The sequence below is a fragment of the Pantoea sp. Lu_F5_004 genome, from assembly GCF_051136245.1.
In the GTDB taxonomy this organism is placed as follows: domain Bacteria; phylum Pseudomonadota; class Gammaproteobacteria; order Enterobacterales; family Enterobacteriaceae; genus Pantoea; species Pantoea agglomerans.
On sequence record NZ_CP194947.1, the window covers coordinates 262,684 to 285,541 of the forward strand.

The 22,858-nt window shown below is 56.0% G+C and carries 16 protein-coding genes and 1 pseudogene; 7 read left to right on the forward strand and 10 right to left on the reverse strand.

Annotated features, from left to right (window positions below):
- Nucleotides 1-528 precede the first annotated feature (528 nt).
- Both ACR8BN_RS20205 and ACR8BN_RS20210 read left to right on the forward strand, forming a co-directional pair.
- Entirely contained in the window at nt 529-2,472 is a 1,944-nt protein-coding gene (locus tag ACR8BN_RS20205) for an autotransporter outer membrane beta-barrel domain-containing protein (protein WP_434747792.1), read from the forward strand.
- A gap of 499 nt (nt 2,473-2,971) precedes the next feature.
- Nucleotides 2,972-3,592 (forward strand): response regulator transcription factor, encoded by a 621-nt coding sequence (locus ACR8BN_RS20210; RefSeq protein ID WP_031590647.1) that lies wholly within the window; start codon nt 2,972-2,974, stop codon nt 3,590-3,592.
- Nucleotides 3,593-3,621: 29 nt separating this feature from the next.
- Here the strand turns inward: ACR8BN_RS20210 and ACR8BN_RS20215 are convergent, their stop codons facing one another.
- From ACR8BN_RS20215 to ACR8BN_RS20235, 5 genes are read right to left on the reverse strand one after another with little or no spacing between them, the layout of a single operon-like run.
- A complete protein-coding gene (locus ACR8BN_RS20215) occupies nt 3,622-9,162 on the reverse strand; it encodes an AAA family ATPase (protein WP_434747793.1) in 5,541 nt (1,846 codons plus the stop codon).
- Nucleotides 9,162-9,545 carry a response regulator transcription factor gene (locus tag ACR8BN_RS20220; RefSeq protein ID WP_010670332.1) on the reverse strand — a complete coding sequence of 128 codons (384 nt, stop codon included), beginning with the start codon at nt 9,543-9,545 and terminating at the stop codon, nt 9,162-9,164. Before ACR8BN_RS20220 ends, ACR8BN_RS20215 begins: the two co-directional genes overlap by 1 nt.
- Nucleotides 9,546-9,588: 43 nt before the next feature.
- Nucleotides 9,589-9,843, reverse strand: coding sequence for a XapX domain-containing protein (locus tag ACR8BN_RS20225; RefSeq protein WP_031590644.1), 255 nt, complete (start codon nt 9,841-9,843; stop codon nt 9,589-9,591).
- A gap of 2 nt (nt 9,844-9,845) precedes the next feature.
- Nucleotides 9,846-10,067: a XapX domain-containing protein gene (locus ACR8BN_RS20230; protein WP_010247175.1), complete on the reverse strand. Its 222-nt coding sequence runs from the start codon at nt 10,065-10,067 to the stop codon at nt 9,846-9,848.
- 59 nt (nt 10,068-10,126) lie between these two features.
- Nucleotides 10,127-10,819 (reverse strand): hydrolase, encoded by a 693-nt coding sequence (locus tag ACR8BN_RS20235; protein WP_010247179.1) that lies wholly within the window; start codon nt 10,817-10,819, stop codon nt 10,127-10,129.
- Between the two features lie 287 nt (nt 10,820-11,106).
- Between ACR8BN_RS20235 and ACR8BN_RS20240 the strand changes: the two genes are divergently transcribed.
- Genes ACR8BN_RS20240 through ACR8BN_RS20255 form a run of 4 tightly spaced genes read left to right on the forward strand, consistent with a single transcriptional unit; the run spans nt 11,107 to nt 15,892 of the window.
- Nucleotides 11,107-12,984, forward strand: a complete 1,878-nt coding sequence (locus tag ACR8BN_RS20240) for an amidohydrolase (RefSeq protein ID WP_434747794.1) — start codon at nt 11,107-11,109, stop codon at nt 12,982-12,984.
- A gap of 2 nt (nt 12,985-12,986) precedes the next feature.
- Nucleotides 12,987-13,409 carry a DoxX family protein gene (locus ACR8BN_RS20245; RefSeq protein ID WP_010670329.1) on the forward strand — a complete coding sequence of 141 codons (423 nt, stop codon included), beginning with the start codon at nt 12,987-12,989 and terminating at the stop codon, nt 13,407-13,409.
- Nucleotides 13,396-15,024, forward strand: a complete 1,629-nt coding sequence (locus tag ACR8BN_RS20250) for an MFS transporter (protein WP_031590638.1) — start codon at nt 13,396-13,398, stop codon at nt 15,022-15,024. Before ACR8BN_RS20245 ends, ACR8BN_RS20250 begins: the two co-directional genes overlap by 14 nt.
- 46 nt (nt 15,025-15,070) lie before the next feature.
- Complete coding sequence (locus tag ACR8BN_RS20255; RefSeq protein ID WP_010247190.1) at nt 15,071-15,892, forward strand: alpha/beta fold hydrolase; 822 nt, start codon at nt 15,071-15,073, stop codon at nt 15,890-15,892.
- 260 nt (nt 15,893-16,152) lie between these two features.
- On the opposite strand, the gene ACR8BN_RS20260 is transcribed toward ACR8BN_RS20255, so the two are convergent.
- The 5 genes and pseudogenes from ACR8BN_RS20260 to ACR8BN_RS20280 all read right to left on the reverse strand — a co-directional run bounded on the left by ACR8BN_RS20260 (nt 16,153) and on the right by ACR8BN_RS20280 (nt 21,453).
- Complete coding sequence (locus tag ACR8BN_RS20260; RefSeq protein ID WP_052271575.1) at nt 16,153-16,878, reverse strand: pirin family protein; 726 nt, start codon at nt 16,876-16,878, stop codon at nt 16,153-16,155.
- A 164-nt stretch (nt 16,879-17,042) separates the two neighbouring features.
- A complete protein-coding gene (locus tag ACR8BN_RS20265; protein ID WP_425012082.1) occupies nt 17,043-18,023 on the reverse strand; it encodes a LacI family DNA-binding transcriptional regulator in 981 nt (326 codons plus the stop codon).
- Nucleotides 18,024-18,078: 55 nt separating this feature from the next.
- The gene (locus ACR8BN_RS20270; protein ID WP_279854006.1) at nt 18,079-19,140 is read right to left on the reverse strand and encodes a sugar phosphate isomerase/epimerase family protein; all 1,062 of its coding nucleotides are present in this window, start codon (nt 19,138-19,140) and stop codon (nt 18,079-18,081) included.
- Between the two features lie 26 nt (nt 19,141-19,166).
- Nucleotides 19,167-20,396, reverse strand: coding sequence for an MFS transporter (locus tag ACR8BN_RS20275; protein WP_434747795.1), 1,230 nt, complete (start codon nt 20,394-20,396; stop codon nt 19,167-19,169).
- A gap of 144 nt (nt 20,397-20,540) precedes the next feature.
- A pseudogene (locus ACR8BN_RS20280) lies at nt 20,541-21,453 on the reverse strand (DMT family transporter).
- A gap of 231 nt (nt 21,454-21,684) precedes the next feature.
- On the opposite strand from ACR8BN_RS20280, the gene ACR8BN_RS20285 reads away from it, so the two are divergent.
- Entirely contained in the window at nt 21,685-22,701 is a 1,017-nt protein-coding gene (locus tag ACR8BN_RS20285; RefSeq protein WP_434747796.1) for a lipoate--protein ligase A, read from the forward strand.
- Nucleotides 22,702-22,858: the final 157 nt, after the last annotated feature.

A 22,858-nucleotide genomic window follows, 5' to 3' on the forward strand; every position in this document is an offset into this window, starting at 1 on the left:
ATAACTGCTCGATGGATTAGGTGATGATTAAATATTAGCCATTAAGGTATGTTGTAACTACGTAAATAGACATTCCCGAAGTTACCGTACAAGTCAAAGCAGACGGCTTAGCCTTCCGCTTTGACCTGGTCAGGCATTCTCATATGGGTGGCTCCAGAATTAGAAATTTCATCGGTATGTTAAGCCGCGCTTGACATTTGTAAGGATTCCGTTAATTTCACACGGTGCCAGGAAGCACAGATAACAAACTTAAACAGGGATGACGATGAAAAGCCACGCTGACTATCCTCTCTTTGCATTTACCCTGCACACTTTAGGCTGCGGGATAAGGACTGATTCGCTTTTCTGTGATGCGTCGCCATCTATTGCGCGACTGGCAGCTTATTGCCTGGCCTGCAGGGAGTCGAAAATAATCGACCGGAAAGAGTCAATTAATTATTCCGCATAAACTGCCCCATGTTTTAAATAACCCGCACTTAGCGGGTGCTGCACTATTTTTTTAAATAATTTATTATAGGGATGTAAATCATGAACGCTTTTAACCATAAAAAAAATGCCCTTTCATTAGGGGTAGCCTCTTTCATTGTCAGCCTCTCCCCCGCAGCCTGGAGTGCCGGGTCATACAATGATGCACAAATCATTTCAGGTTCCACTTATAACGATGCGGAACTCTATTTGACGCAGCTCCCCGCTGTAAACAACATCACCCTGACCGGTGAGAGCAATTTTTATATCCAGGGCGACGGGATGGCTTCTGAGACGCTGGTTACTGATAACTCTCGTATTTCAGTAGTCCGTTATGACAATGATAATCCGTCTGATAACCCTGGTATCCGCAACACCACCGTTAATGGCTCGGGCGAGATTGACATGGGCATCGGTTCCGTCTCTACGGGTCAGTTGTTTATTGGCCCGCAGGCTGAATTAGATATTTCGAACAACGATATTAACTCAACTGACGTTACCGTTAATTCTCCGGTCTCTGGTGCGAATGTTTATATCGAAAACCTGACCCTGGCAGGTACGATGGAAATTGGTCCGTCATGGATCGGCGATGGTAAAGACGGTGATGCACCGCTGCCGGATAAAGTCGGACCTGAACTGGTTACGCGTATCGATAACCTGATTATGCAGCCCGGCAGCCGGGTTGGCCTGGCTGCCTATACCTCTGGCGCGCAGTTCAATCAGCTCGCGTTAAAAAATCTTTCCGGTGAAGGCACTTTTTATCTGACGACAAGCCTGGCCGATGCGGCGAGTGACAGAATAACGGTTTCTGAAAAAGCAACCGGACGTTTTGGAATCGTGGTTGATGATAGCGGCCGGGAAATTGCTAATCCCCGTAATGTGCAGCTGGTTTATATCAACAGCGGCGATGCGCGCTTTAACTTACTCAACAATGGCGGCGTGGTTGAGGCGGGTGTCTGGCAATATAAGCTTTATAGCAAAACAGAGAACGGACATACCGAATGGTATTTAGCCGGTGGTAAACCGGGAGAATTACCGTCGCAGGATGAGTCACAACTGGCAGACGCTTTGCAGCAGGCAGGATTTGCCCAGCCGCAACTGAGTAACAGTGCTCAGGCGGTTATTAATCTGGCTACCGCGCCCAGAGTCATTCTGGATGCGGAAACCAGCACGCTGCGTCAGAGAATGGGCGACCTGCGTCGTCAGAGTGGCGACACAGGCGTCTGGGCGCGTTACCTTAATCAAAACTCCCGCCTTGATGACAATGGATACAGTGCGTTTCGTTCTTCTCTGAATGGCATGCAAATCGGGGCTGATAAACAGCGCGATATCGGCAACGGCACGCTGTTAATGGGTGCTTTTACCACCTTCAGCAAGACGACAATTCAATCTGATCACAATGATAACGGCAATATTCGCAGCTACAGTGGCGGCCTCTATACCACCTGGTTTGATAACAGCGGCTTATATGCCGACCTGCTGGTGAAAGCTAACCATCTCAGCAATGAAGTGACCACCAGCATGAACGGCGGAAGCCGGGTCAAAGGAGACTACGACCAGAACACCTTCACCACTGCCGCCGAAACAGGTTATACGCTGGCATTAACCGGGCCGTTCAAAGTCACGCCTTATGGCAGGGTGGCATACTCGCGCATCGGAAAAGCGAACTACAACCTTGATAACGGTATGGAGGCAAAAGTTCACGCCGCCGAGAGTGTTCAGGGTGAAATCGGTACGCTGCTTGAGAGTGAGTTTAGCGTGCTGGATCACAGCGTAAGGCCTTACGCCAAAGTTGCCGCTGCCCGTGAATTTGTTAAAAGCAACCAGACAGAGATCAACGATGTGGCTTTCAACACGCACTATGCCGGCAACGTGGGTAAATATGGTCTCGGCTTAACCGCTGATGTTGCCCGTAACGCCTCGATCTACTCTGAGGTGACATACCAGAAAGGCAATAAGGTCGAAACCCCTGTCTATGCAACCGCAGGCTTCAGATTGAGCTTCTGATAGCCTACAGCGCCCGCCATGCCCTGAACCGTTCAGGGCATAGCTCTTATCTGATGCCGCTGGGCTGTCCCGCCCCCTATCTGCCGTACCGCTTAATACCTGAATTAATTTCTCAGCGTCACTTTCTTATTGCGTATTCAGTTCTGCTGAAACGGTTTAATCAGATTAACCAGCTTATGGACTATTTCCGCGCCTGCTCAGTACTATTCTCCTGACTACTATTACGGAAGCAATATATGGCACGAATATGGTGATTAAATGACAACCTAAATCATTCATCGCCAGCAAGCAGCCACTCTTTTCGCAACCGATCGCTCATCATTTAACCATACCTATCAGCCATTTATCTTAATTTTAACAAGCTGACAATTATAAGATGATAATGATAACTGTTATGGTAATATCCTGTTAACCCTGCCCGACACTTTCTCATCAGGGCCTCTTTACGCGTCATGCTTAATTAAATTATCAGTAAATACCTGGCTGAAATGAGGTCCCTATGAATCCCATCGTTTATATCGTTGACGACGACGCTGCTGTGACTGCTGCACTGCGTAATCTGCTCACCGCCGACGATTACACGGTTATCTCTTTTTCTTCGGCTGATGATTTCCTGGCTCACACTTTTACTCCCCTTCCCTGTTGCCTGATTCTGGATATTAATCTGCCGGGCGCAGATGGATTTGATGTCGCACAGGCACTGATCGATCGTGGCTACGCCATTCCCACTATCTTCTTAACCGGCTTCGGGACGATTCCAGTCACGGTGCGGGCGATGAAAACCGGTGCTTATGAGTTTCTGACTAAACCTGTCGATCCCGATCGTATTTTGCAGGCTGTCTCAGAAGCCTTACAGATCGCCGGGCAGAATATGGCCTCTTCCGAGGAGCGAAGGGAGATACTTGAGCGACATCAGACCCTGACACCGCGTGAAAGCGAGGTCATGCTGCTGGCGATTAGCGGCCTGCTGAATAAGCAGATCGCCGCCGAAATGGGCGTCAGTGAGATCACAGCTAAAGTTCACAAGCGGCGGGTGATGGAGAAGATGAAGGCGCGGTCGCTCACCGATCTGGTGCGGGCGGCAGAGCGGCTCAATATTGATCATACCCGCCGCCGCTAAGGCCAGGCAGACACCTGGCCTCAATACGATTATCCCAGTGGCAGAGTGAACCAGAAACGGCTGCCGCCTTCCGCCCGGTTCTCTGCGCCTAACTCACCACAATGCTTTTTGATAATTCCTTTGCTGATGGTTAATCCCATGCCCATGCCACTTTTCTTCGTGGTGTAGAACGACTCAAAAATCCGTTCACGCACGCCATCCGGCAAGCCGCAACCGCTATCCAGCACCTCAAAACGCAGCGTGTCCGGGGTCGGGTTCTCTGACGTCAGCCGCAAAAGCGCCGCGCGCGGTAAATCGTCGGACATGGCATCGATGGCATTGATCACCAGATTCAGCAGCACCTGCTGAATCTGAACGCGGTCGCAATAGATATCCGCCTTTGCGGCCCTCAGTTTCAGCTCCAGCGAAATTCCGCGTCGCTCCAGCTCCACCCGGGAGAGCGCAAGAATATCGCGGGCGATCAGATGCAGGTTTTCCGAGGCAAAGCTCGATTCATGATTGCGGGTCAGCGCCTGCAGGCCACGAATTATCTCTCCGGCACGTTTTCCCTCTTTGATAATCTCATCCAGACTACTGCTGGCATTCTTCAGCATCGCCGGTTCACGCTTTAACCAGCGCAGGCTGGCACCGGCATTGGCCACGATCGACATCAGTGGCTGGTTAATTTCGTGCGCGATTGAAGCGGTCAGTTGCCCGACTGTGGTGGCGCGCGTTACACGGGCCAGATCCGCCTGGGCTATGCGCGCGGCATCTTCTGCCTGGCGCTGCGAGGTGATATCGGAAATGGTGCCGAAGTACTCTTTCACCTCTGGGAAGTTTTCAACCGGCTCTCCGATGCCTTTGATATAGCGGCATTCGCCATCCGGCCTGAGCACACGGAACTCAGCCTGCATACTGCGTCCCTGACTGACGCTGTGCGTCACCAGTTCGCTGATGCACTCATAATCATCGGGATGAACTCGGGTCAGAAAATCTGCCATCGACAACCCTTTTTGATGGGCTGGCAGGCCCAGAATACGGCCATACTCTTCAGACACCATCATCATGTCCTCTGCCACTTCCCAGCGCCAGGTACCGGTATGACTGATCTTCTCGCCGAGCATCAGTGAGGTTTTGCTGGCGCGCAGCTGCTTTTCAACCCGTCGCCGATGGTTGTTCTCCTCCAGCAGTTCAGCGTAGAGGCGCGCCGTCTCCAGCGAAACTGCCGCCTGAGCACTCAACGTTTTAACAATGTGGGAGTGCTCAGCCGTGAACGCATCGGGCATCAGGCGATTCTCCAGATAGAGCACCCCAACCATATTGGCCTGCCTGAACATCGGAACACATAATACCGCAGCGCCCGAGGCCACCAGGTAAGGATCCTGACTGAACGGACTAAACTCTTCCGGCTTGCCAGTACGTATCTCCTGACCGGTACGGATCACCGCGGCCAGTACCGATAGCGGCAGGTCAGTTGCGACGGGGCGCTCTTTGACAATCTGCACCCGCACGCCATCAGCCGTGCTTTCTGCCCAGGCCTGCGTTTCCGGAAGCGTACCATCCAGAATCCGGATAAGCCGACAGCGCTGGGCACCGGCCCGTTCCAGCAGGATGCGCATCAGGGTATGAATCAACCGATCAAGGTTTATCTCCTCGGTCAGGGCGCGCACGGCGGTCAGCACACTCTCCAGGTCGTAGAACGAGGCATCCTGCGTAAAGGGAATGGTCGCCACCGCGCTGTTTTGCATCGGCGTGGTCAGATGCGGATAGTGCTGCTCAAGCTGGCGTACCATCGCCAGCGCGCCCCAGCTCTCCCAGCTTCTCATCGACGCTTTAACGTAGGCATCGGCAGCGGTATCTAGCTGTAATGCTTTGCAGTAGCGGCCAGCCAGCTGATTCGCCAGCGCATGAATGTGCAGATATCCCCCCTGTCGGGAGAGACAGATCGCATTTTCATACTGCTTCAGCGCCTCGCCCGTGTTGCCCGCAAGACGGGCACACTCTGCCCTGAGCAGGGCATATTTATCAGCAAACAGTCCGGGATTGAGGTCGGCCCAGCCCGCAAATTTGTCCAGATCGCAGCGCAGCGTGTCGCTGTCAGCCGCACCGGGCTGCAGGCTCAGCGATAGTGCGCTGTAAAAATGCATATCCATCAGGTAGATGTAAGCGGGCACTGCGCTGGTCAGCGGACGAATTTCTGCAAAACAGCGCAGCGCCTCCCGGTATTCTGCCGCAAAGAAATGCGCCATTCCCTGATACAATCCCGCCCAGAACAGCACCATCGCTTTTGGACCAGAGATCACGCCCGGCTCGCTGCCCGCCACCAACGGCAAAGCGCCGTCGCGATCGCCTGCCCTGAACCCGTTGCTGTTCCGCAGTTGCATCACCAGTTGCTTCTGCATGACCAGCACGTTCTCGACATCGGGATAAAAGGTTTTGCGGGTAAAAGCGAGTCCGCGCTCAATGGAGGTCATGACCGACTCCAGGTGATCGCCGCGTGTCAGCGTGTTCATGATCTGATGACGCAACGAGAGGCAGGCAAAGGATCGATCACCGTGCATCACCGCAACGCGAAAACTTTCACGGGCACTCTCCACGGCGACATCCAGCGGCTGCGTCCAGATCCCAAGTTGATCCAGAGGCAGCAGCGTGCGGGCTTTATAGCGGGTAAAGTCGTGCTGCTCCACCAGCTCACGGGCCACCCGGCCGCAGGCATAGCCAAAATGCCAGGCCTGATAGCGTTCGCTGATCAGCACGCTGAACCAGGCGAGACCAAAAGCAGAAGCACCGGTCACGCCGTGATCCAGCGTCATCTCCAGCATCCGGCAGACCAGCAACAGATGCAGCTGCGTGCAGTCGTAGGCCGAGACAAAAATGGTGCTGGCCATCAGGTTCAGCACCGACTCAGTTTCCTGATCGTTGTTGCGTGGCAGGTGGGAAAAAGCCGCTTGCGGGGAATCGCCGATCCGCGCCCTGATCGCCTGCCAGGCGGCGTCAATCTCCGCGTCGTCAGGATCACGCCTGAAATGCACTCCAAATACCGCCAGCCAGGCGAGCGCAGTTTCCAGCGCCAGATGGTTGTCGGACTGGCGCATATGAATTTCAGCAGAGAGACAGGCTGCCATCGATTTTTCACTGAGGGTGCCCGGCTCACTCAGCAGTCGGGTACAGAGCTTTTGGGCGGTAGTGAGATTTCCATGCAGAAACTCGCACTCCGCCTCATCGATGCCCAGCATAAAGTCATTGCCGTTCACCATTCGCTGGCTGAGTTGCTGGGCGCTGCGCAGATAGCGCAGCGCCGAGAGATAATCTCCGGCACGTTTCGCTCCCTGCGCAGCACGTAAACAGAGGGGATAATAGCGTTCACGATCTGCGACGCTGAGCGGCAGTTCAGCAATCATGCCGATGTGATAAGCCGCACGGAACAGCGTCTCACTGTGATCGGCATTTACCACCGCGGCCGACAGCCATGCCGCCGCCTGTTGATGAAGAGAGTGTTGCTGCCGGAGGTCGAGCAGTAAAAACGCCGCGTTATGCACCCGGTCGTGGGTAAAGGCGTAGTTCCCGCCAGTCAGGGTTATAAAACGGCCGCTGACGGCAGGCTCAAGCTGCTGCAGAATCCGCGATACGGACGTCGCGTTGATATGACTTAACAAAGACAGTTCACCGCTGGCCCCCAGACAGGCCAGCGAACCCAGCAGCTGACGTGTTGCCTCCGGCATCCGCGCCAGCTGATTTAATACCAGTGTCGCCACATTGTCGGTGTACTGACGCGCAATCAGCGCCTGGCTGTCGTAATGCCACTTCAGCGGGTTCTGGCGATAGACAATCACCCCATCATCCACCGCCTGACGGAAGAACTCCTGCATCGAGAGCGGATTACCGCCGGTTTTCTCAAAGATAATCTGTGCCAGCTCACGATTGCCGCCGGGACGGGTATGCTGCATCGCCGCCAGCCAGCGGGTGATGCTTTTAACGCTGAGCGGCTGCGGCGTCAGCGCCACGACCCGTGCCGCTGACGCTCTGAGCCTCAGCAGAAATCCGGCAATCATCGGACAGGGCATCGACTCACCCTCCCGGAAAGCGAGCACCAGCATAAAGGGCAGATGCTCATTACGGGTAATCAGATTTTCCAGCAGTTGCAGCGTGGCATTGTCTGCCCAGTGAACATCATCAATCAGCATCACCAGCGGACGGCCCGGCGTGGCAAACGCCTGGATAAGCGCAGACGCCATCTGATTAAACTGCTTGCGGGCGTCCGGGGCATGGCGCACCACCGGCTGCACCGTCCGGATATTCAGCAGCTGTTTTAATTCAGGCACCAGTTCAATGGCTAAATCGGTATAGCCACCCAGCAAGCGCAACAGGCGAACCCGCCATTTGCTTAGCTCCAGGGCTGACAATCCCAGCAGATAAAGCGTGACCGTGCGAAACGCTGAGGCGACTGCGGCATAAGGTGCGGCAGGCGAATGTTGATCGGCCTTGCTGGCGGCCAGCAGAATCTGTCGGTGCTGCAGGGTTTTCAGGGCGGAAGCGATAATGGCGGACTTACCCGAGCCGGGCGCACCACTCAGCATCACCAGGCTCTGCGTGCCGGTACGGTTGACCGCATCCAGCGTCGTCAGCAGCACGCGAGCCTGCGGATGTTGCGTGAAGAGTGTCTCGGGCCGGAAACTGGTGCTGAACCGCTCCTGCAGACCGGGCGTGAACGGCGCAATGGTGTTTTCTGCGGTCAGCGTCGCCTGACAGCGGCGTAAATCAGCCATCAGTCCCTGCACGGTCTGATACCCGTCAGCAGGTGACTTTGCCAGCAGACGCAGCAGAATCACAGAGAGCATCGGCGGCACATCCTCTCTGACCTGTCCGGCTGGCCGGGGTGCGCTGGCGATGTGATGATGAATCCACTCCGCCTCCCCCGCATCCGGTGAGCCAAACGGCAGCTTACCGGTGAGATATTCATACAACACGACACCCAGGCTGTAGAGATCGCTGAGGCTGCTGACCGGATGCGGCGTGCGGCCGGTATGTTCAGGTGACATATAGGCCAGCGTACCGCCTGAGACGCGCAGGCTGTTTTTTTCCGCCGACTGCGCCGCCAGCGAGGCGAGACCAAACCCGCCCAGCCGGAACCGGCCATCATCACTGATAAAAAAATGGCCCGGCTTGATATCACCATGCACGATGCCCTGATGATGCGCCTGGCCGAGCGTGTAGCAAAGCTGCAATGCAACCTGCAGGAAGTCAGCGATTTTATCGGGAGGGGTCGCGAGATTATTCGCCAGGGTGCGAAACGGAAACGTCGGGTAGATCAGCGCATAGCGGTTGAGGTAGCGGGTGGTGCCCGTCGCGGTGATGGCCCAGCGGGGCGAAAGATAAGCGGCCAGCGCTCGCTCATTTTTCAGCCGCTGCGTCGCCTGAAACGTGACGTCGTCACTCTGTCCGGTGGCGATTATCAGCGACTCACCTGAGTGGCGGCGCGCCAGCATCCAGAGCAGACAGCCATCCTGCGCCAGCGGCGTCAGCGTGTCGAAATCTTCAATCGCGATCCCTGCGTCGTCACTCTCCTGAAAATTAACCGAAAGCATGCTCATCAGCGCACCTTTCCCTGAGATAACTCGCAACGGATCAGTGTCAGCAGCGTATCAACATCAATCGGCTTTCGCAAAAAAGTCACGGCACCTAAGGCAATGGCATACCACAGGGTGGTCTCTTCCAGATCTGCCGAGATAAAAATCACCGGTGGCAGACCTGCCCGCTGTTTCAAAATAGTGAACAGCTCAAAGCCGGACATGCCCTTGAGTCCGACATCGATGATCAGCATGCCCACCTCTGAAAGCGCATCGTCATCGCTCAGCAGCGCCTCACCTGACTCAAATAATCGGGTCGAATAGCCGTCTGAATGCAACAGATTGCTGAGTCCACTGCGGACCGCGCGTTCATCATCAACAATGACAATACGCTGTGACAGCGCCATGCAGTTATCCTCTGAAACGCCTCATCGTACGGCACGCGAGGACTTAAGGGTGGTTATCGCCATCGGGTGGCGGTGTCCCACTGATTTTTGGCACACACTCATGGCGAAACCACTTCAGCGTCACCGGCTGCCGGCGGAACAGACGCGTACCCAGCGGAATCAACTGCTCGCCCACCAGCATGCCAAACAGCCCCACTAAAGCAATAACCGGAGGTGCCGGAGCATTCACGTTGATCAGGGCATAGATTACCCCGGCAAGCAGCCCCACCGTGAGAGAAATAATGTAGGATTTCAACATGTTCAGCTTACCCGCGAAACAGGTGTAACAAACGGCGCATCGGATCGCTGCAGGGTGGTCGCATGCTCTGCGGGCAAGACCGCGTGCACCAGCGCCCCACCCAGCAACATCCCCAGCAACCCTACCAGCGCAATCGCGGGCGGAGCCGGTGAGCGCACCTTTAGCAGGCCGTAAAGCAGGCCAATCAATACCCCTGCAGCCAGAGAAAGAAGTAAAGGATTCATAACCAGACTCCTGTTATGCCTGCTGACCGGCAGACGTAAGCCGATCAGCAGGACGCCCCTTAGCGGACCGGTGCGTGAACCGGTGCCAGGGTACGGTGTTCACTTTTCTGACGTGACGGCGCTTTGTGTACCATGGTGTAGGCATAATCCACACCAATGCCATAGGCACCTGAATGCTCTTTGGCGATGTTCATCACCGCATCGTAAGTGTCACGGTTGGCCCAGTCACGCTGCCACTCCAGCATTACCTGCTGCCAGGTCACCGGCACTACACCCGCCTGAATCATGCGCTGCATCGCGTAGTCGTGCGCTTCTTTGGTGGTGCCGCCTGACGCATCCGCCACCATATAGATTTCGTAATCCCCTTCCAGCATTGCGCACAGCGCAAAGCTGTTGTTACACACTTCCGTCCAGAGACCGGACACCACCACTTTTTTCTTGCCGTTCGCGGCCAGCGCATCACGCACTTTCTGGTCATCCCAGGAGTTCATTGAGCTGCGTTCCAGAATGTCCTGACCCGGAAACACATCCAGCAGTTCAGGATAGGTGTGGCCCGAGAAACTTTCGGTTTCGACGGTGGTAATGATGGCAGGGATATTGAAGACTTTCGCCGCCTTCGCCAGCGCAACGGTGTTGTTTTTCAGCACCTGGCGGTCAATCGACTGCACGCCAAAGGCCATCTGCGGCTGCTGGTCGATGAAAATAATCTGGCTGTTATGTGGCGTGAGGACTTCAAGCTTAGCGTTGGACATGCGTTCACCCATAGAGGTTATGTAACGGAATTTTCGCCAATTGGCGCGGAGCAAAAGGACGGTCAGTGCAGGTTTAGCCTCCTGCTGCTGGCTGTCTGGTCGCAGTGTAGGGCGACGGGCGAAGGCAAACTATTATCTCTGCGTATAACTATACGAAGGTATAGGTATCCCTCTGTATAACTAGACGACGCATTAGCCCGCTCACCATAATCCGGCTTATTCGTGCCCTGTTATCTGCGGCACTTCCTGTCCCGCACTACGTCGGACAACCCCGTTGAGGAGGATCTATGGTTATGCTGGGTAAAGCAGAACTGATACTGACCCATGGCAAATTTCATACTGTTGACCGCAGCAATCCGGTGGCAGAAGCCGTTGCGATTCGTGATGGCAAATTCGTTGCGGTAGGCACACTGGCAGAGGCGATGGAGTATCACTGCGACGGCACCAAAGTGATCGATCTGAAAGGTCACACTGCCGTGCCAGGCCTGAACGATTCCCACCTGCACCTGATACGTGGTGGTCTGAACTACAACCTTGAGCTGCGCTGGGAAGGGGTTCCGTCGGTTGCCGATGGGCTGAGGATGCTGAAAGAGCAGGCGCTGCGCACGCCGTCACCGCAGTGGGTGCGTGTGGTAGGCGGCTGGACCGAGTTCCAGTTTGCCGAACGACGGATGCCGACGCTGGATGAGATCAACGAGGCTGCCCCCGATACGCCGGTCTTCGTGCTGCATCTTTATGACCGCGCCCTGCTCAACCGCGCAGCGCTGAAAGTTGTCGGCTACACCAAAGAGACACCGAATCCGCCGGGTGGCGAAATCCAGCGCGACAGCAACGGCAATCCCACCGGCCTGCTGATCGCCCGTCCCAATGCCATGATCCTCTACGCCACCCTGGCCAAAGGACCGAAACTGCCGCTGGAACAGCAGATCAACTCGACCCGTCAGTTTATGCGCGAGCTGAATCGACTGGGTCTGACCAGCGCCATTGATGCGGGCGGCGGCTTCCAGAACTATCCCGAAGATTACGAAGTGATCGCTGAACTGCATCAGAAAAAGCAGATGACGCTGCGTATCGCCTACAACCTCTTCACTCAGCGTCCGGGTCATGAACTGGAAGATTTTGAGAAGTGGACAGACATGCTGACGCCAGGCCAGGGCAGCGACTATTTCCGTCACAACGGCGCAGGCGAAATGCTGGTGTTCTCTGCCGCCGACTTCGAAGATTTTCTGGAGCCACGTCCGGACTTAGCGCCTGGCATGGAGGATGAGCTGGAGCGTGTGGTGCGTCATCTGGTGGAACATCGCTGGCCTTTCCGTCTGCATGCAACCTATGACGAGTCAATCAGCCGGATGCTGGATGTCTTTGAGAAGGTCAACCGCGATATTCCGTTTAATGGTCTGCACTGGTTCTTTGACCACGCGGAAACCGTCACTCAGCGTAATATCGATCGTATCAAAGAGCTGGGCGGTGGCATTGCAGTGCAGCATCGCATGGCATTCCAGGGCGAATACTTTGCTGAACGCTACGGTATTGAAGCCACCCGCCATACCCCACCGGTTCAGAAAATGCTGGAAACCGGCGTCCCGGTCGGACTCGGCACCGATGCCACCCGCGTCGCCAGTTATAACCCCTGGACCGCGCTCTACTGGCTGGTTTCCGGTCGCACCGTGGGCGGCATGCAGATGTATGACGTCAATGCCCGCCTTGACCGTGAAACGGCGCTGATGCTCTGGACACAGGGCAGCGCCTGGTTCTCCAGCGAACAAAATAAAAAAGGTCGGATTCAGGTAGGTCTTCTGGCGGATCTGGCCGTGCTCAGTAAAGACTTCTTCAGCGTGCCGGAAGAGGAAATTAAAGGCATTGAGTCAGTGCTGACGGTGGTGGATGGCAATATTGTCTATGCCGCCGGATCGTTCAGCGCGGATGCGCCGCCCGCTATTCCGGTTCTGCCTGAGTGGTCACCGGTGGTGAATGTGCCAGGTCACTATCGCAGCGCTCCGCCGGTTGCGCAGAGCCGTGTGGGTATGATGCCCGCTGTGCACCACTGCAGCGGCCCCTGCGGTGTTCATCGCCACTCGCATGAGATCGCCCGTGGTTCCAGCGTTCCGGTTGCCGAAGATAACGCCTTCTGGGGCGCGCTCGGCTGCAGCTGCTTCGCGTTTTAATCATGAATAACGCTATCACTCAATCGCCCCGCATCAACGCGGGGCTGTTCTTCCTGCGCCTGACCGGCAGTCTTCTGCTGTTACAGGTGCATGGACTGCCGAAAATTCTGCATTTCAGCGAAGAACTGACGCGTATAGAAGACCCGTTTGGTCTGGGACCGATGATGAGCCTGCTGCCAGCGATAGTGGCAGAAGTCATCTGCCCGATCTTTATTATTCTCGGCTGGGGTAGCCGGATTGCCTGCCTGCCGATCATCGCGGTGCTGCTGGTCGCGATGCTGGTGGTACACCCTGGCTGGTCACTGGCGGAAGGCCAGTTCGGCTGGCTGCTGCTGATTATCTTTACCACGCTGGCGCTGACCGGGCCTGGCGGCTGGCGAATCGGCGCGGTGAAACATCAGGGGGTTCGTCATGGCGCAGGTTAATGATATCCACCAGCTGGAGCAGGAGCAGCCTGAGGTCCAGGCCGCTGGCGAGATTTCGCCGTTACAGCCGCTACGCAGGCCGGTGTTTCGCATGCTGTGGATCGCCACCGTCGTCTCCAACATAGGTTCATGGATGAATGATGTGGGTGTGAACTGGAGCATGCTGACGCTGAGTGCCGATCCGCTGGCCGTGGCGCTGGTGCAGGCAGCCAGCAGCCTGCCGATGTTTCTGTTCGCGCTGCCATCAGGCGTGATGGCGGATATCGTTGACCGCCGCAAATATCTGCTGTTTTCCCAGCTATGGACCTTTATCGCCGCCTGTGGACTGACGGTGCTCGCCTGGACCGGCCATGTCACTCCCGAGGTGCTGCTGGTGGCAGCCTTCTTGCTGAGCGCCGGTGCCGCCATGAGTTCGCCGCCATTTCAGGCGGTAGTGCCGGATCTGGTGTCGAAACCGGAGCTGGGCGCGGCCATCGCCCTTAACTCACTGGGCATTAATATCAGTCGGGCCATTGGCCCGGCGCTGGGTGGCCTGATCCTCTCGTTCACCGGTCCCTGGATGGTTTTCCTGCTCAATGCGCTCTCAGTGCTGGGCGTCGCCTGGGTGCTCTGGCGCTGGAAGGCGGAGCCAAGCGTGCAGCGCCTCCCGCCCGAGCACTTCTTTCCGGCGGTGCGTGCCGGACTGCGCTACGTTCACGCGGCACCGGTGTTGCGTAATGTGCTGGTGCGAACCTTTGCCTTCTTCCTGTTTGGCAGCGCGGGCTGGGCACTGCTGCCGCTGGTGGCGCGTCGTGAACTCGGCCTTGGCCCTGGCGGCTACGGCATCATGCTGGCCTGTATCGGTGTCGGCGCGATTACCGGCGCGGTGCTGCTGCCACGCCTGCGTCGTCGCCTGAGTTCCGATCGCCTGATGGTACTCGCCACTCTTGTTTTCGCCCTGACCATGCTGGCGCTGGCTTTTGTACGCCACTTCTGGCTACTGAATGCGTGTGAATTTTTTACCGGATTTGCCTGGATTGCCGTGCTCTCGACGCTGAATCTCGGCGCACAGCGCAGCGCCGCGAAATGGGTGAAAGCCCGCGCGCTGGCAGTCTATCTGACGGTGTTCTTCGGCTCCATGACCGCCGGCAGCGCACTCTGGGGACAACTCGCTTCGCACTTCAGCATTCCGCTGTCGCTCTGCATCGCCGCACTGGGCATGGTGCTGGCCAGCAGCACCGTCTGGCGCTGGCGGCTCGACCAGGATCCCGACCTCAATCTCGATATGATTGGTGATGGCGTCAACGCGCCCGCACTGGATATTCGTCACGAACGCGGCCCGGTGATGGTGAATTATGAATACCGGATTACTATTGATGATGCACATGCCTTTACCGTCTGCATGCAGGATATGCGGCGGGTCAGACGTCGCGGTGGCGCCATCAACTGGTCACTGTATGAAGATATTCTGCAGCCCGGCATTTTCGTTGAGACCTTTGTAGTCGGCTCCTGGGTTGAGCATCTGCGTCAGAAAGAGCGCTACACCATCAACGACAAAAAGATAGAGCGGCGGGTTTTCGCTTTTCATCAGGGTGAACATTCTCCCGAAGTTCGCTATCTGGTGGCGCCAGCATGACTGGCACACCTTCTTTCATCCATCACGTCATACAGAGGGCAATACCATGAGCACCTTTAAAACGACCGACGGCACACAGATCTACTTTAAAGACTGGGGCACCGGTAAACCGGTTCTGTTCAGCCACGGCTGGCCGCTGGATGCCGATATGTGGGACAGCCAGATGAACTTCCTGGCGGAGCACGGTTATCGGGTTATCGCCTTTGACCGTCGTGGTTTTGGTCGTTCTGATCAGCCCTGGACCGGTAATAACTACGATACCTTTGCTTCTGACATCAACGATTTAATCACCCATCTCGACCTGCAGAATGTGACGCTGGTGGGTTTCTCAATGGGTGGCGGCGACGTCACACGCTATATCGGCAGCTATGGCAGCGATCGCGTCGCGGCACTGGTGCTGCTCGGTGCCGTCACGCCAATCTTTGGTAAAACGGCAGACTACCCGCAGGGTGTCGATATGTCGGTGTTTGAAGGGATTCGTGATGGCCTGCTTAAGGATCGTGCGCAGTTTATCAAAGAGTTCGCAACGCCGTTCTATGGTACCAATGCCGGACAGACCGTTTCTGATGGCGTCATGACGCAGACGCTGAACATCGCACTGCTCGCTTCGCTGAAGAGCACCGTTGATTGCGTCACCGCTTTTGCTGAGACCGATTTTCGTGCTGACGTAGCGAAAGTGAATGTGCCGACGCTGGTGATTCATGGCAGCAACGATCAGATCGTTCCGTTTGAATCCACCGGCAAAGTGGCGGCGGAGATGATTGAGGGTGCTGAACTCAAGGTTTATGACAATGCGCCGCACGGTTTTGCGGTGACGCATCAGGATCAACTGAATCAGGATCTGCTGGCGTTTCTTAACGCGCAGTGATGCAAAAAAACTGCGCGGTGGAAGCCGCGCAGTTTCAGACTGCATCTGACCGCAACAAATAAGCTCAACGCGCAGATAACACGGCCAGAAGAGGAAAGCGTCCTGCGCCAGGGACGGCGCGGGTCGAGCAGTCATGGATGACAGCTTTTGCGTCTTTCCGATCTGGCCGTGTTTTCTGCGCAGACTCGATCTCAAAGCTGGCATTGGCAGATTTAGTCAACAATCTTAAACTGCGCGGTGGAAGCCGCGCAGTTTTCATTTTAACGGGTTGGATGATTCACTTCGTTGGGACGCAGATCGAATAACAACACCTCCGCTCCATCACCGTGACTGAACGACAGCGTTTTCTCATTGCGAACCCGCGCACCGTCTCCGGCATTAAATTGCAGGCCATTAACCCTGACACTGCCGCGCGCCACATGAATATACGCATAGCGGTCGTCCGGCAGAGTGATTGTCTGCTGCTCATCCCCCTGGAATAGTCCCGCATAGATGCGAATATCCTGGCGCACCCGTAATGCCCCGTTTTCACCTTCCGGCGAAATAATCAGTCGCAGATTACCGCGTTTATCCGCTTCGCTGACGGAGACCTGCTGGTAGCCTGGCGGACTATTTTTCTCTGCCGGCACCACCCAGATTTGCAGAAAGTGAACACCCTCGGTGCCCGAGTGGTTGAACTCACTGTGAGTCACACCGCTACCGGCACTCATCAGCTGCACATCCCCGGGAACAATCACAGAGCCGGTGCCCATAGAGTCTTTATGCTCCAGCGCGCCCTCCAGGACATAGGAGATAATCTCCATGTTGCTGTGAGGATGGGCGCCAAAACCGCGACCTTTGGCTACCCTGTCATCGTTGATCACCAGCAGATCTGAGAAGCCCGCCTGCTTTGGATCCCAGTAATTTGCAAAAGAGAAGGTGTGACGTGAATTCAGCCAGCCGTGATCGCCCACGCCGCGTTGCTCTGACAATCTTTGCTCAATCATATTCTGCCCCTTCGTTGATTCGGGAAGTGCGAATGCCCTTCGATGGAAACAGCATATAAGTAAACCAGGCAGTCACACAATGGTGTGAAATGGCAATGACTGTCGCGTTTTGGTGGACAATAAAGACGAGGTTATAGCGGGGCCAGGTTTTGCGGATTAATCCTTCAGCTACTGGCTCGCACCACCAGCTCTCCCTGCATGATCACACATTGTGGCGGAGAGTCGGGCCGGGTAATTTTTTGCAGCACCAGCTCACAGGCACGACGGCCAATCTCCCTGGAGGGCTGAGCCAGAGTCGTCAGCGGCGGCGATACCATGTCAGCCAGTTCACTGCCGTCAAAACCCACCACGGCTATGTCCTGAGGTATCCGCAGACCCGCCTGCTGTATCGCCGCCATGGCACCCGCTGCCAGCGTATCGGAAACCGCAAACACGGCGTCCGGTCGTGTCTCGCCCGCCAGCAGCTGATTCATCGCGGCTTTACCGGCGCTGAAGCTTAACTCACTGGCGTAAGCGATGGCCTGCCAGGCGAGTTGTTGCTCTTTAAGTTGATGTGCGTAGCCCTGCTGACGCAGGCGGGCATATCGGTAGCGGAGGTCGTGATTGATCAGCGCAATGCGCTGACGTCCCTGTCCGGCCAGATAGTGCACCACTGACTGCGCAGCGACGTCATCATCAATCCCGACGCAGGAGATCTGGCCATTATCATCATGTTCGGCGCACTGAACCCAGGGTGCCGTGCCTATCAGCTGGCTCAGCTCCGGCAGTTTGCTGAATGCATCCATGGTGATAATGCCATCCACCATCTTGCCGGAGAGCAGTTGCAGGCTGGATCGTGAACGGGCAATATCCGCGCCCGAGTTACACAACAGGATGCGATAGCCATTTTTCTCCGCCTGCTCCTCAATGCCTTTGACCACCTCCGCGCAGAACGGGTTAGAGATATCGGAAACCAGAACCAGAATCATCGAGCTGCGCGCCGTACGCAGCTGGCGCGCCAGCAGGTTAGGCTGATAGTTGCTCTCTTCGATCGCCTCAAGCACTTTCTGCCGGTTAGCCGGTTTTACGCTGTCGCTGTTATTCAACACCCGGGAAACCGTGGCGACCGAAACACCCGCCATCCGGGCAATTTTCTGAATAGACATAGCGATCCCTCTGTTTTAAAACTCACCCACAGAAAACCTTTGAATCTATGCCGCCTCAGGCGTCACGATCCAGACCCAACTGATGGCGTACCGAAGGGGCGTTTTCTGCTAAGGCAAAATCATCAAAAGCGCGCTCAGCCACCGGGATGATATGCCGGCGGATAAACTCCGCCCCTTCGCGCGCCCCGGTCTCGCCATCCTTCAGACAGCATTCCCACTCCAGCACCGCCCACCCGTCATAGTCGTACTGGGCCAGTTTGCTGAAAATACGGCTGAAGTCGATCTGACCATCGCCCGGCGAGCGAAAGCGTCCGGCGCGCGCCAGCCATGGCTGATAACCGCCATACACTCCGCTGCGTCCATTTAACTGGTACTCCGCATCCTTAACGTGAAAAGCTTTGATACGCGGATGATAGAGGTCGATAAACTGCAGATAGTCGATGTGTTGCAGAAGAAGATGGCTGGGATCGAACAGGATATTACAGCGCGGGTGGTGATTCACCTCCGACAAAAAGCGCTCAAACGTGACACCGTCATGCAGGTCTTCACCGGGATGTATCTCATAACAGAGGTCAACACCGTGATGGTCAAAGCTATCCAGCACCGGCAGCCAGCGGCGCGCAAGCTCAGCAAACGCCTCATTAAACAGTGCTTCATGGTGTGGCGGCCAGGGATAGAACCAGGGCCAGGCGAGCGAGCCGGAAAAAGTGGCATGTGCGCGCAGGCCGAGTTTTTCAGACGCGGCAGCCGCACGCTTCAGTGTAGCGATGGCCCATTCGGTGCGCCGGGCAGGATCGCCTCGCAGCGCAGCAGGCGCAAAATTATCAAAAGCGAGATCGTATGCGGGGTTCACGGCAACCAGTTGCCCTTCCAGATGCGTTGAAAGCTCACTGATCTCCAGCCCGAAACCGGCGAGTGTTCCCCGCACCTCGTCGCAGTAAGTCTGGCTGACCGCTGCCTGCTCAAGGTTGAAAATAGCGGGCTGGTGGCAGGGGATCTGCAGTGCCCGGTATCCGAGCCCGGCGGCCCACTCCGCCAGCCCCGCCAGTGAGTTAAAAGGCGGCTGGGTGGTGATGAACTGTGACAGAAAGATGCCGGGTCCCTTAACTGTTTTCATCTGTGACTCCTGAGTTCAGTAACCGCTTAATCACGGTATTTGAATGAGAAGAAGAAAATAATCGCAATCACCGCAGCAGCCACGGCAGGGATCCACCAGAATATTGCCCAGCTCTCTGCGCTGGCGTTACCCGCCACCAGCTGATTGTAGAGCGCACCGGAGATTTGCGATCCCAGCAGCATGCCGATGCCGTAGGTGAACATCACCACCATGCTCTGCGCCTGCCCCTTGACCTTTTCACCGGCGATCCGATCGGTGTAGATGAATCCCACCACAAAGAAGAAGTCATAGCAGACGCCATGCAGCAGAATGCCCAGATAAATCAGCGTGCGCGTCTCATCACTCATGCCCAGCGCGAACAGTGCATAGCGGACAAACCACGCTGTCATACCAATCAGCAGCATGACTTTCACGCCAAGACGGCGGAACAGCAGTGGAATGATTAGCATGAAAACAATTTCAGACATCTGTCCCAGTGACATCAGGGTGCTGACTTCCCGGATACCGGCATCCGCCAGCCAGGAGGCGGTAAAGGCGTAGTAGGTGCCGAGGGGAATAGAGATCAGGGTGGCACACAGCGCAAAGACCAGGAAATGACGCAATTGCAGCAGTGCGAAGGCATCGGCGCAGAAGAGATCGCGGACTTTTAACGGCAATCCTTTGGCCGGTGCCGGAGTATGTGGCAGCGTCAGGCTGTAGATCGCCAGCAATACCGAACAGAGCGCCGCCAGCTGGAACACTGCCACGCTGTCAGCAATGCCGGTTACGCCGATAAAGATGCCCGCCACGATCCAGCCGATGGTGCCGAAGACTCTGACAATGGGAAAGCTTTTCTCGCTGCTGGCGAGGCTGTGAAACGCGATGTTATTTGAAAGCGCCAGCGTCGGCATAAAGCAGAGCGTATAGCCAAACAACAGTGCGATCAGCTGCGCCCCGTTCTCCGCGATTAGCGCCTGGGGCACGAACCAGAGAATCGCTGCGCCCGCCAGGTTCATCACCGCCATCACTTTCTGCGAGGGAAAAAAGCGATCCACCAGCATGCCGAGCACAAACGGCGAGAGAATCGAGGCGATGGGCCCGGCCGAAAACGCATCCCCAATCAGCAACGGCATGTTGTGACGAGTCATTACCAGCCCAAGCGTCACCGACCAGCTGCCCCAGATAAAGAACTGCATAAACATCATCAGAGAGAGGCGCGGCACCAGCAGCTTATGCTGCACCTGCTGGCCTGCTCTCTCCTGCACTGTTGCAATCATGGGAACCTCACGAATAAGTAATCGATTACATTCTGATTACTCACAACGTAAACGAATGCAGCCGACTGTTCCTTCGCCGCGATCACAAATTATTAACTCTGCGTTATCACTCTGGAAATAATAAGGCGACGCCGGGCGGGCCGATCAGCGACTGGCATTGACTACCCGCGCTTTACGGAAGCGGTAACGCTCATACAGCAGCGAGTAAAGGCCGCCAGCCACCACCAGAATCGCACCCATCACCGTAGTGGAGGTTGGCAGATTGCCGAGCAGCAGATAACCCACCGCCACTGACCAGATTAAGGTGGTGTAGTCGAACGGGGCCAGCAACGACGCTTCGGCATAGCGCAGGCTCAGAGTCATCAGAATCTGAGTGATACCGCCCAGCAGCCCACATCCCACCAGTAACGCCAGCTGATTGTCATGCGGCACTTTCCAGCCACCTGGCAGCGTGACCAGCGACGTTAAGGCCGTGGTGATAGCGAACCAGAAAGCGATGGCGCCCGGCTTCTCTTTGCCGTTAAGAAAGCGGATCTGCACCAGCGCACAGGCGGTACAGAAGGCCGCCATCAACGCCAGCAGAATACCCGCCGATGCAGAAAGGGAAAATGTCGCCTGGCGCGTTAGCGTGAGATGCCCGGAGAACATCACCAGAATACCGCTGAAACCGGTAAAGACCGCGACCCAGCGTATGGTGACGCACTTTTTCCCGCAGCAGCAGCGCCGCCAGCAGCACGGTAAACAGCGGCGCGGCATAGTTGATAGCCGTGGCGTCGGTCAGAGAAATGTAGAGCAGCGACAGATAACTGAAATAGAGACCACCGGTTCCGGCCAGACCGCGCACAAAATGCCCGCGGATATTGCGGGTGCGAATGCCATCCAGCACGCTGCCCTGCAAGCGCAGCCAGATTAGCAGCGGCACCAGTGCCAGCAGCGATCGAAAAAATATCACTTCGCCGACCGGTATCGCCCCATCGAGTTCTTTTACACAGGCCAGCATCAGCGTGCTGCTTAATGCAGCGGTGATCTTCATCGCTATGCCAGCGGAAGCGTTCATACGGTTTTTGTTCTCTCAAAGGGAAAATAAGCAGGGGAATCAGCACACTCCTTATCCATATTGTCATAATGTCCTACTCCAATCTGCCGCGATTACCCTGCAGACGGCATTTTATCTTTTTTTGTCGCAGCATCACGGCATGAAGAGGCATGTGGGCCCGCTTCACGGCTGATACACTCAGCCTTCTGCCCTGCTTTATGGGCCTCTTCTCTTAAGGAACGGGAGTCACCGATGTCCACGCTGCGTTTACTGTTATCTGAATCCAACGATCCCTGGTTTAACCTGGCGGTAGAAGAGTGTATTTTCCGCCAGATGCCGGCCACCCAGCGGGTGCTGTTTTTGTGGCGTAATGCGGAAACGGTGGTGATCGGACGGGCACAGAATCCGTGGAAAGAGTGCAACACCCGACGCATGGGGGAAGATGGCATCCGGCTGGCACGTCGCAGCAGCGGCGGTGGCGCGGTGTTTCACGATCTCGGCAATTGCTGTTTTACCTTTATGGCCGGCAAGCCGGAGTATGATAAAAGCGTCTCGACTGAGATCATCCTGCGCGCACTGACTTCGCTTGGCGTACCCGCGGAGGCCTCTGGCCGTAACGACTTAGTGGTGAACACCGCTGACGGGCTGCGCAAGATATCCGGTTCAGCCTACCGTGAAACGCCGGATCGCGGTTTCCATCACGGCACTATTCTGATGGATGCCGACCTCTCCCGCCTGGCGGATTACCTTAATCCGGATGTGAAGAAATTGCAGGCGAAAGGGATTACCTCAGTGCGTGCCAGAGTGACCAATCTGGCGGAGTTAACGCCGGGTATCAGCTATCAGGCGATCTGCTCCGCCGTGACGGACGCATTTTTCAACTATTACGGTGAACGCTGTGAACCGGAGAGGATCTCTCCCGACGCCCTGCCCGATCTGCCGGGTTTCACAGAGCAGTTCGCTAAGCAGAGTAGCTGGGAGTGGAATTTCGGTCAGGCACCCGATTTCTCGCACCTGCTGGACCAGCGTTTTGTCTGGGGCGGTGTGGAGATTCATTTCGATGTAGAACGCGGCGTGATCAGCCGCTGTCAGATCTTCAGCGACAGCCTCAACCCCGCGCCGCTGGAAACGCTGGCGCAGCGGTTGCAGGGTGTGATCTACAGTCCCGATGCCCTTGAACCGGTGCTGAATCAGCTTATTGCAGATTTCCCGGAGCAACGTGCGGAGCTGACAGAATTGCAGCAGTGGCTGGTCGCCAGCGTGCGCTGAACATTTTTTTACTGGCCCGCGCGGATATCTGTCGCTGGCAAAAAACATCGCGTAAGCATCCGGCAAATCATAAACGCAAAAAACCCGCACAAGGCGGGTTTTAATTAATTATCAATATCAGGCTTATCTGCTCAGGCTATTGCCTTCACGCGATAAT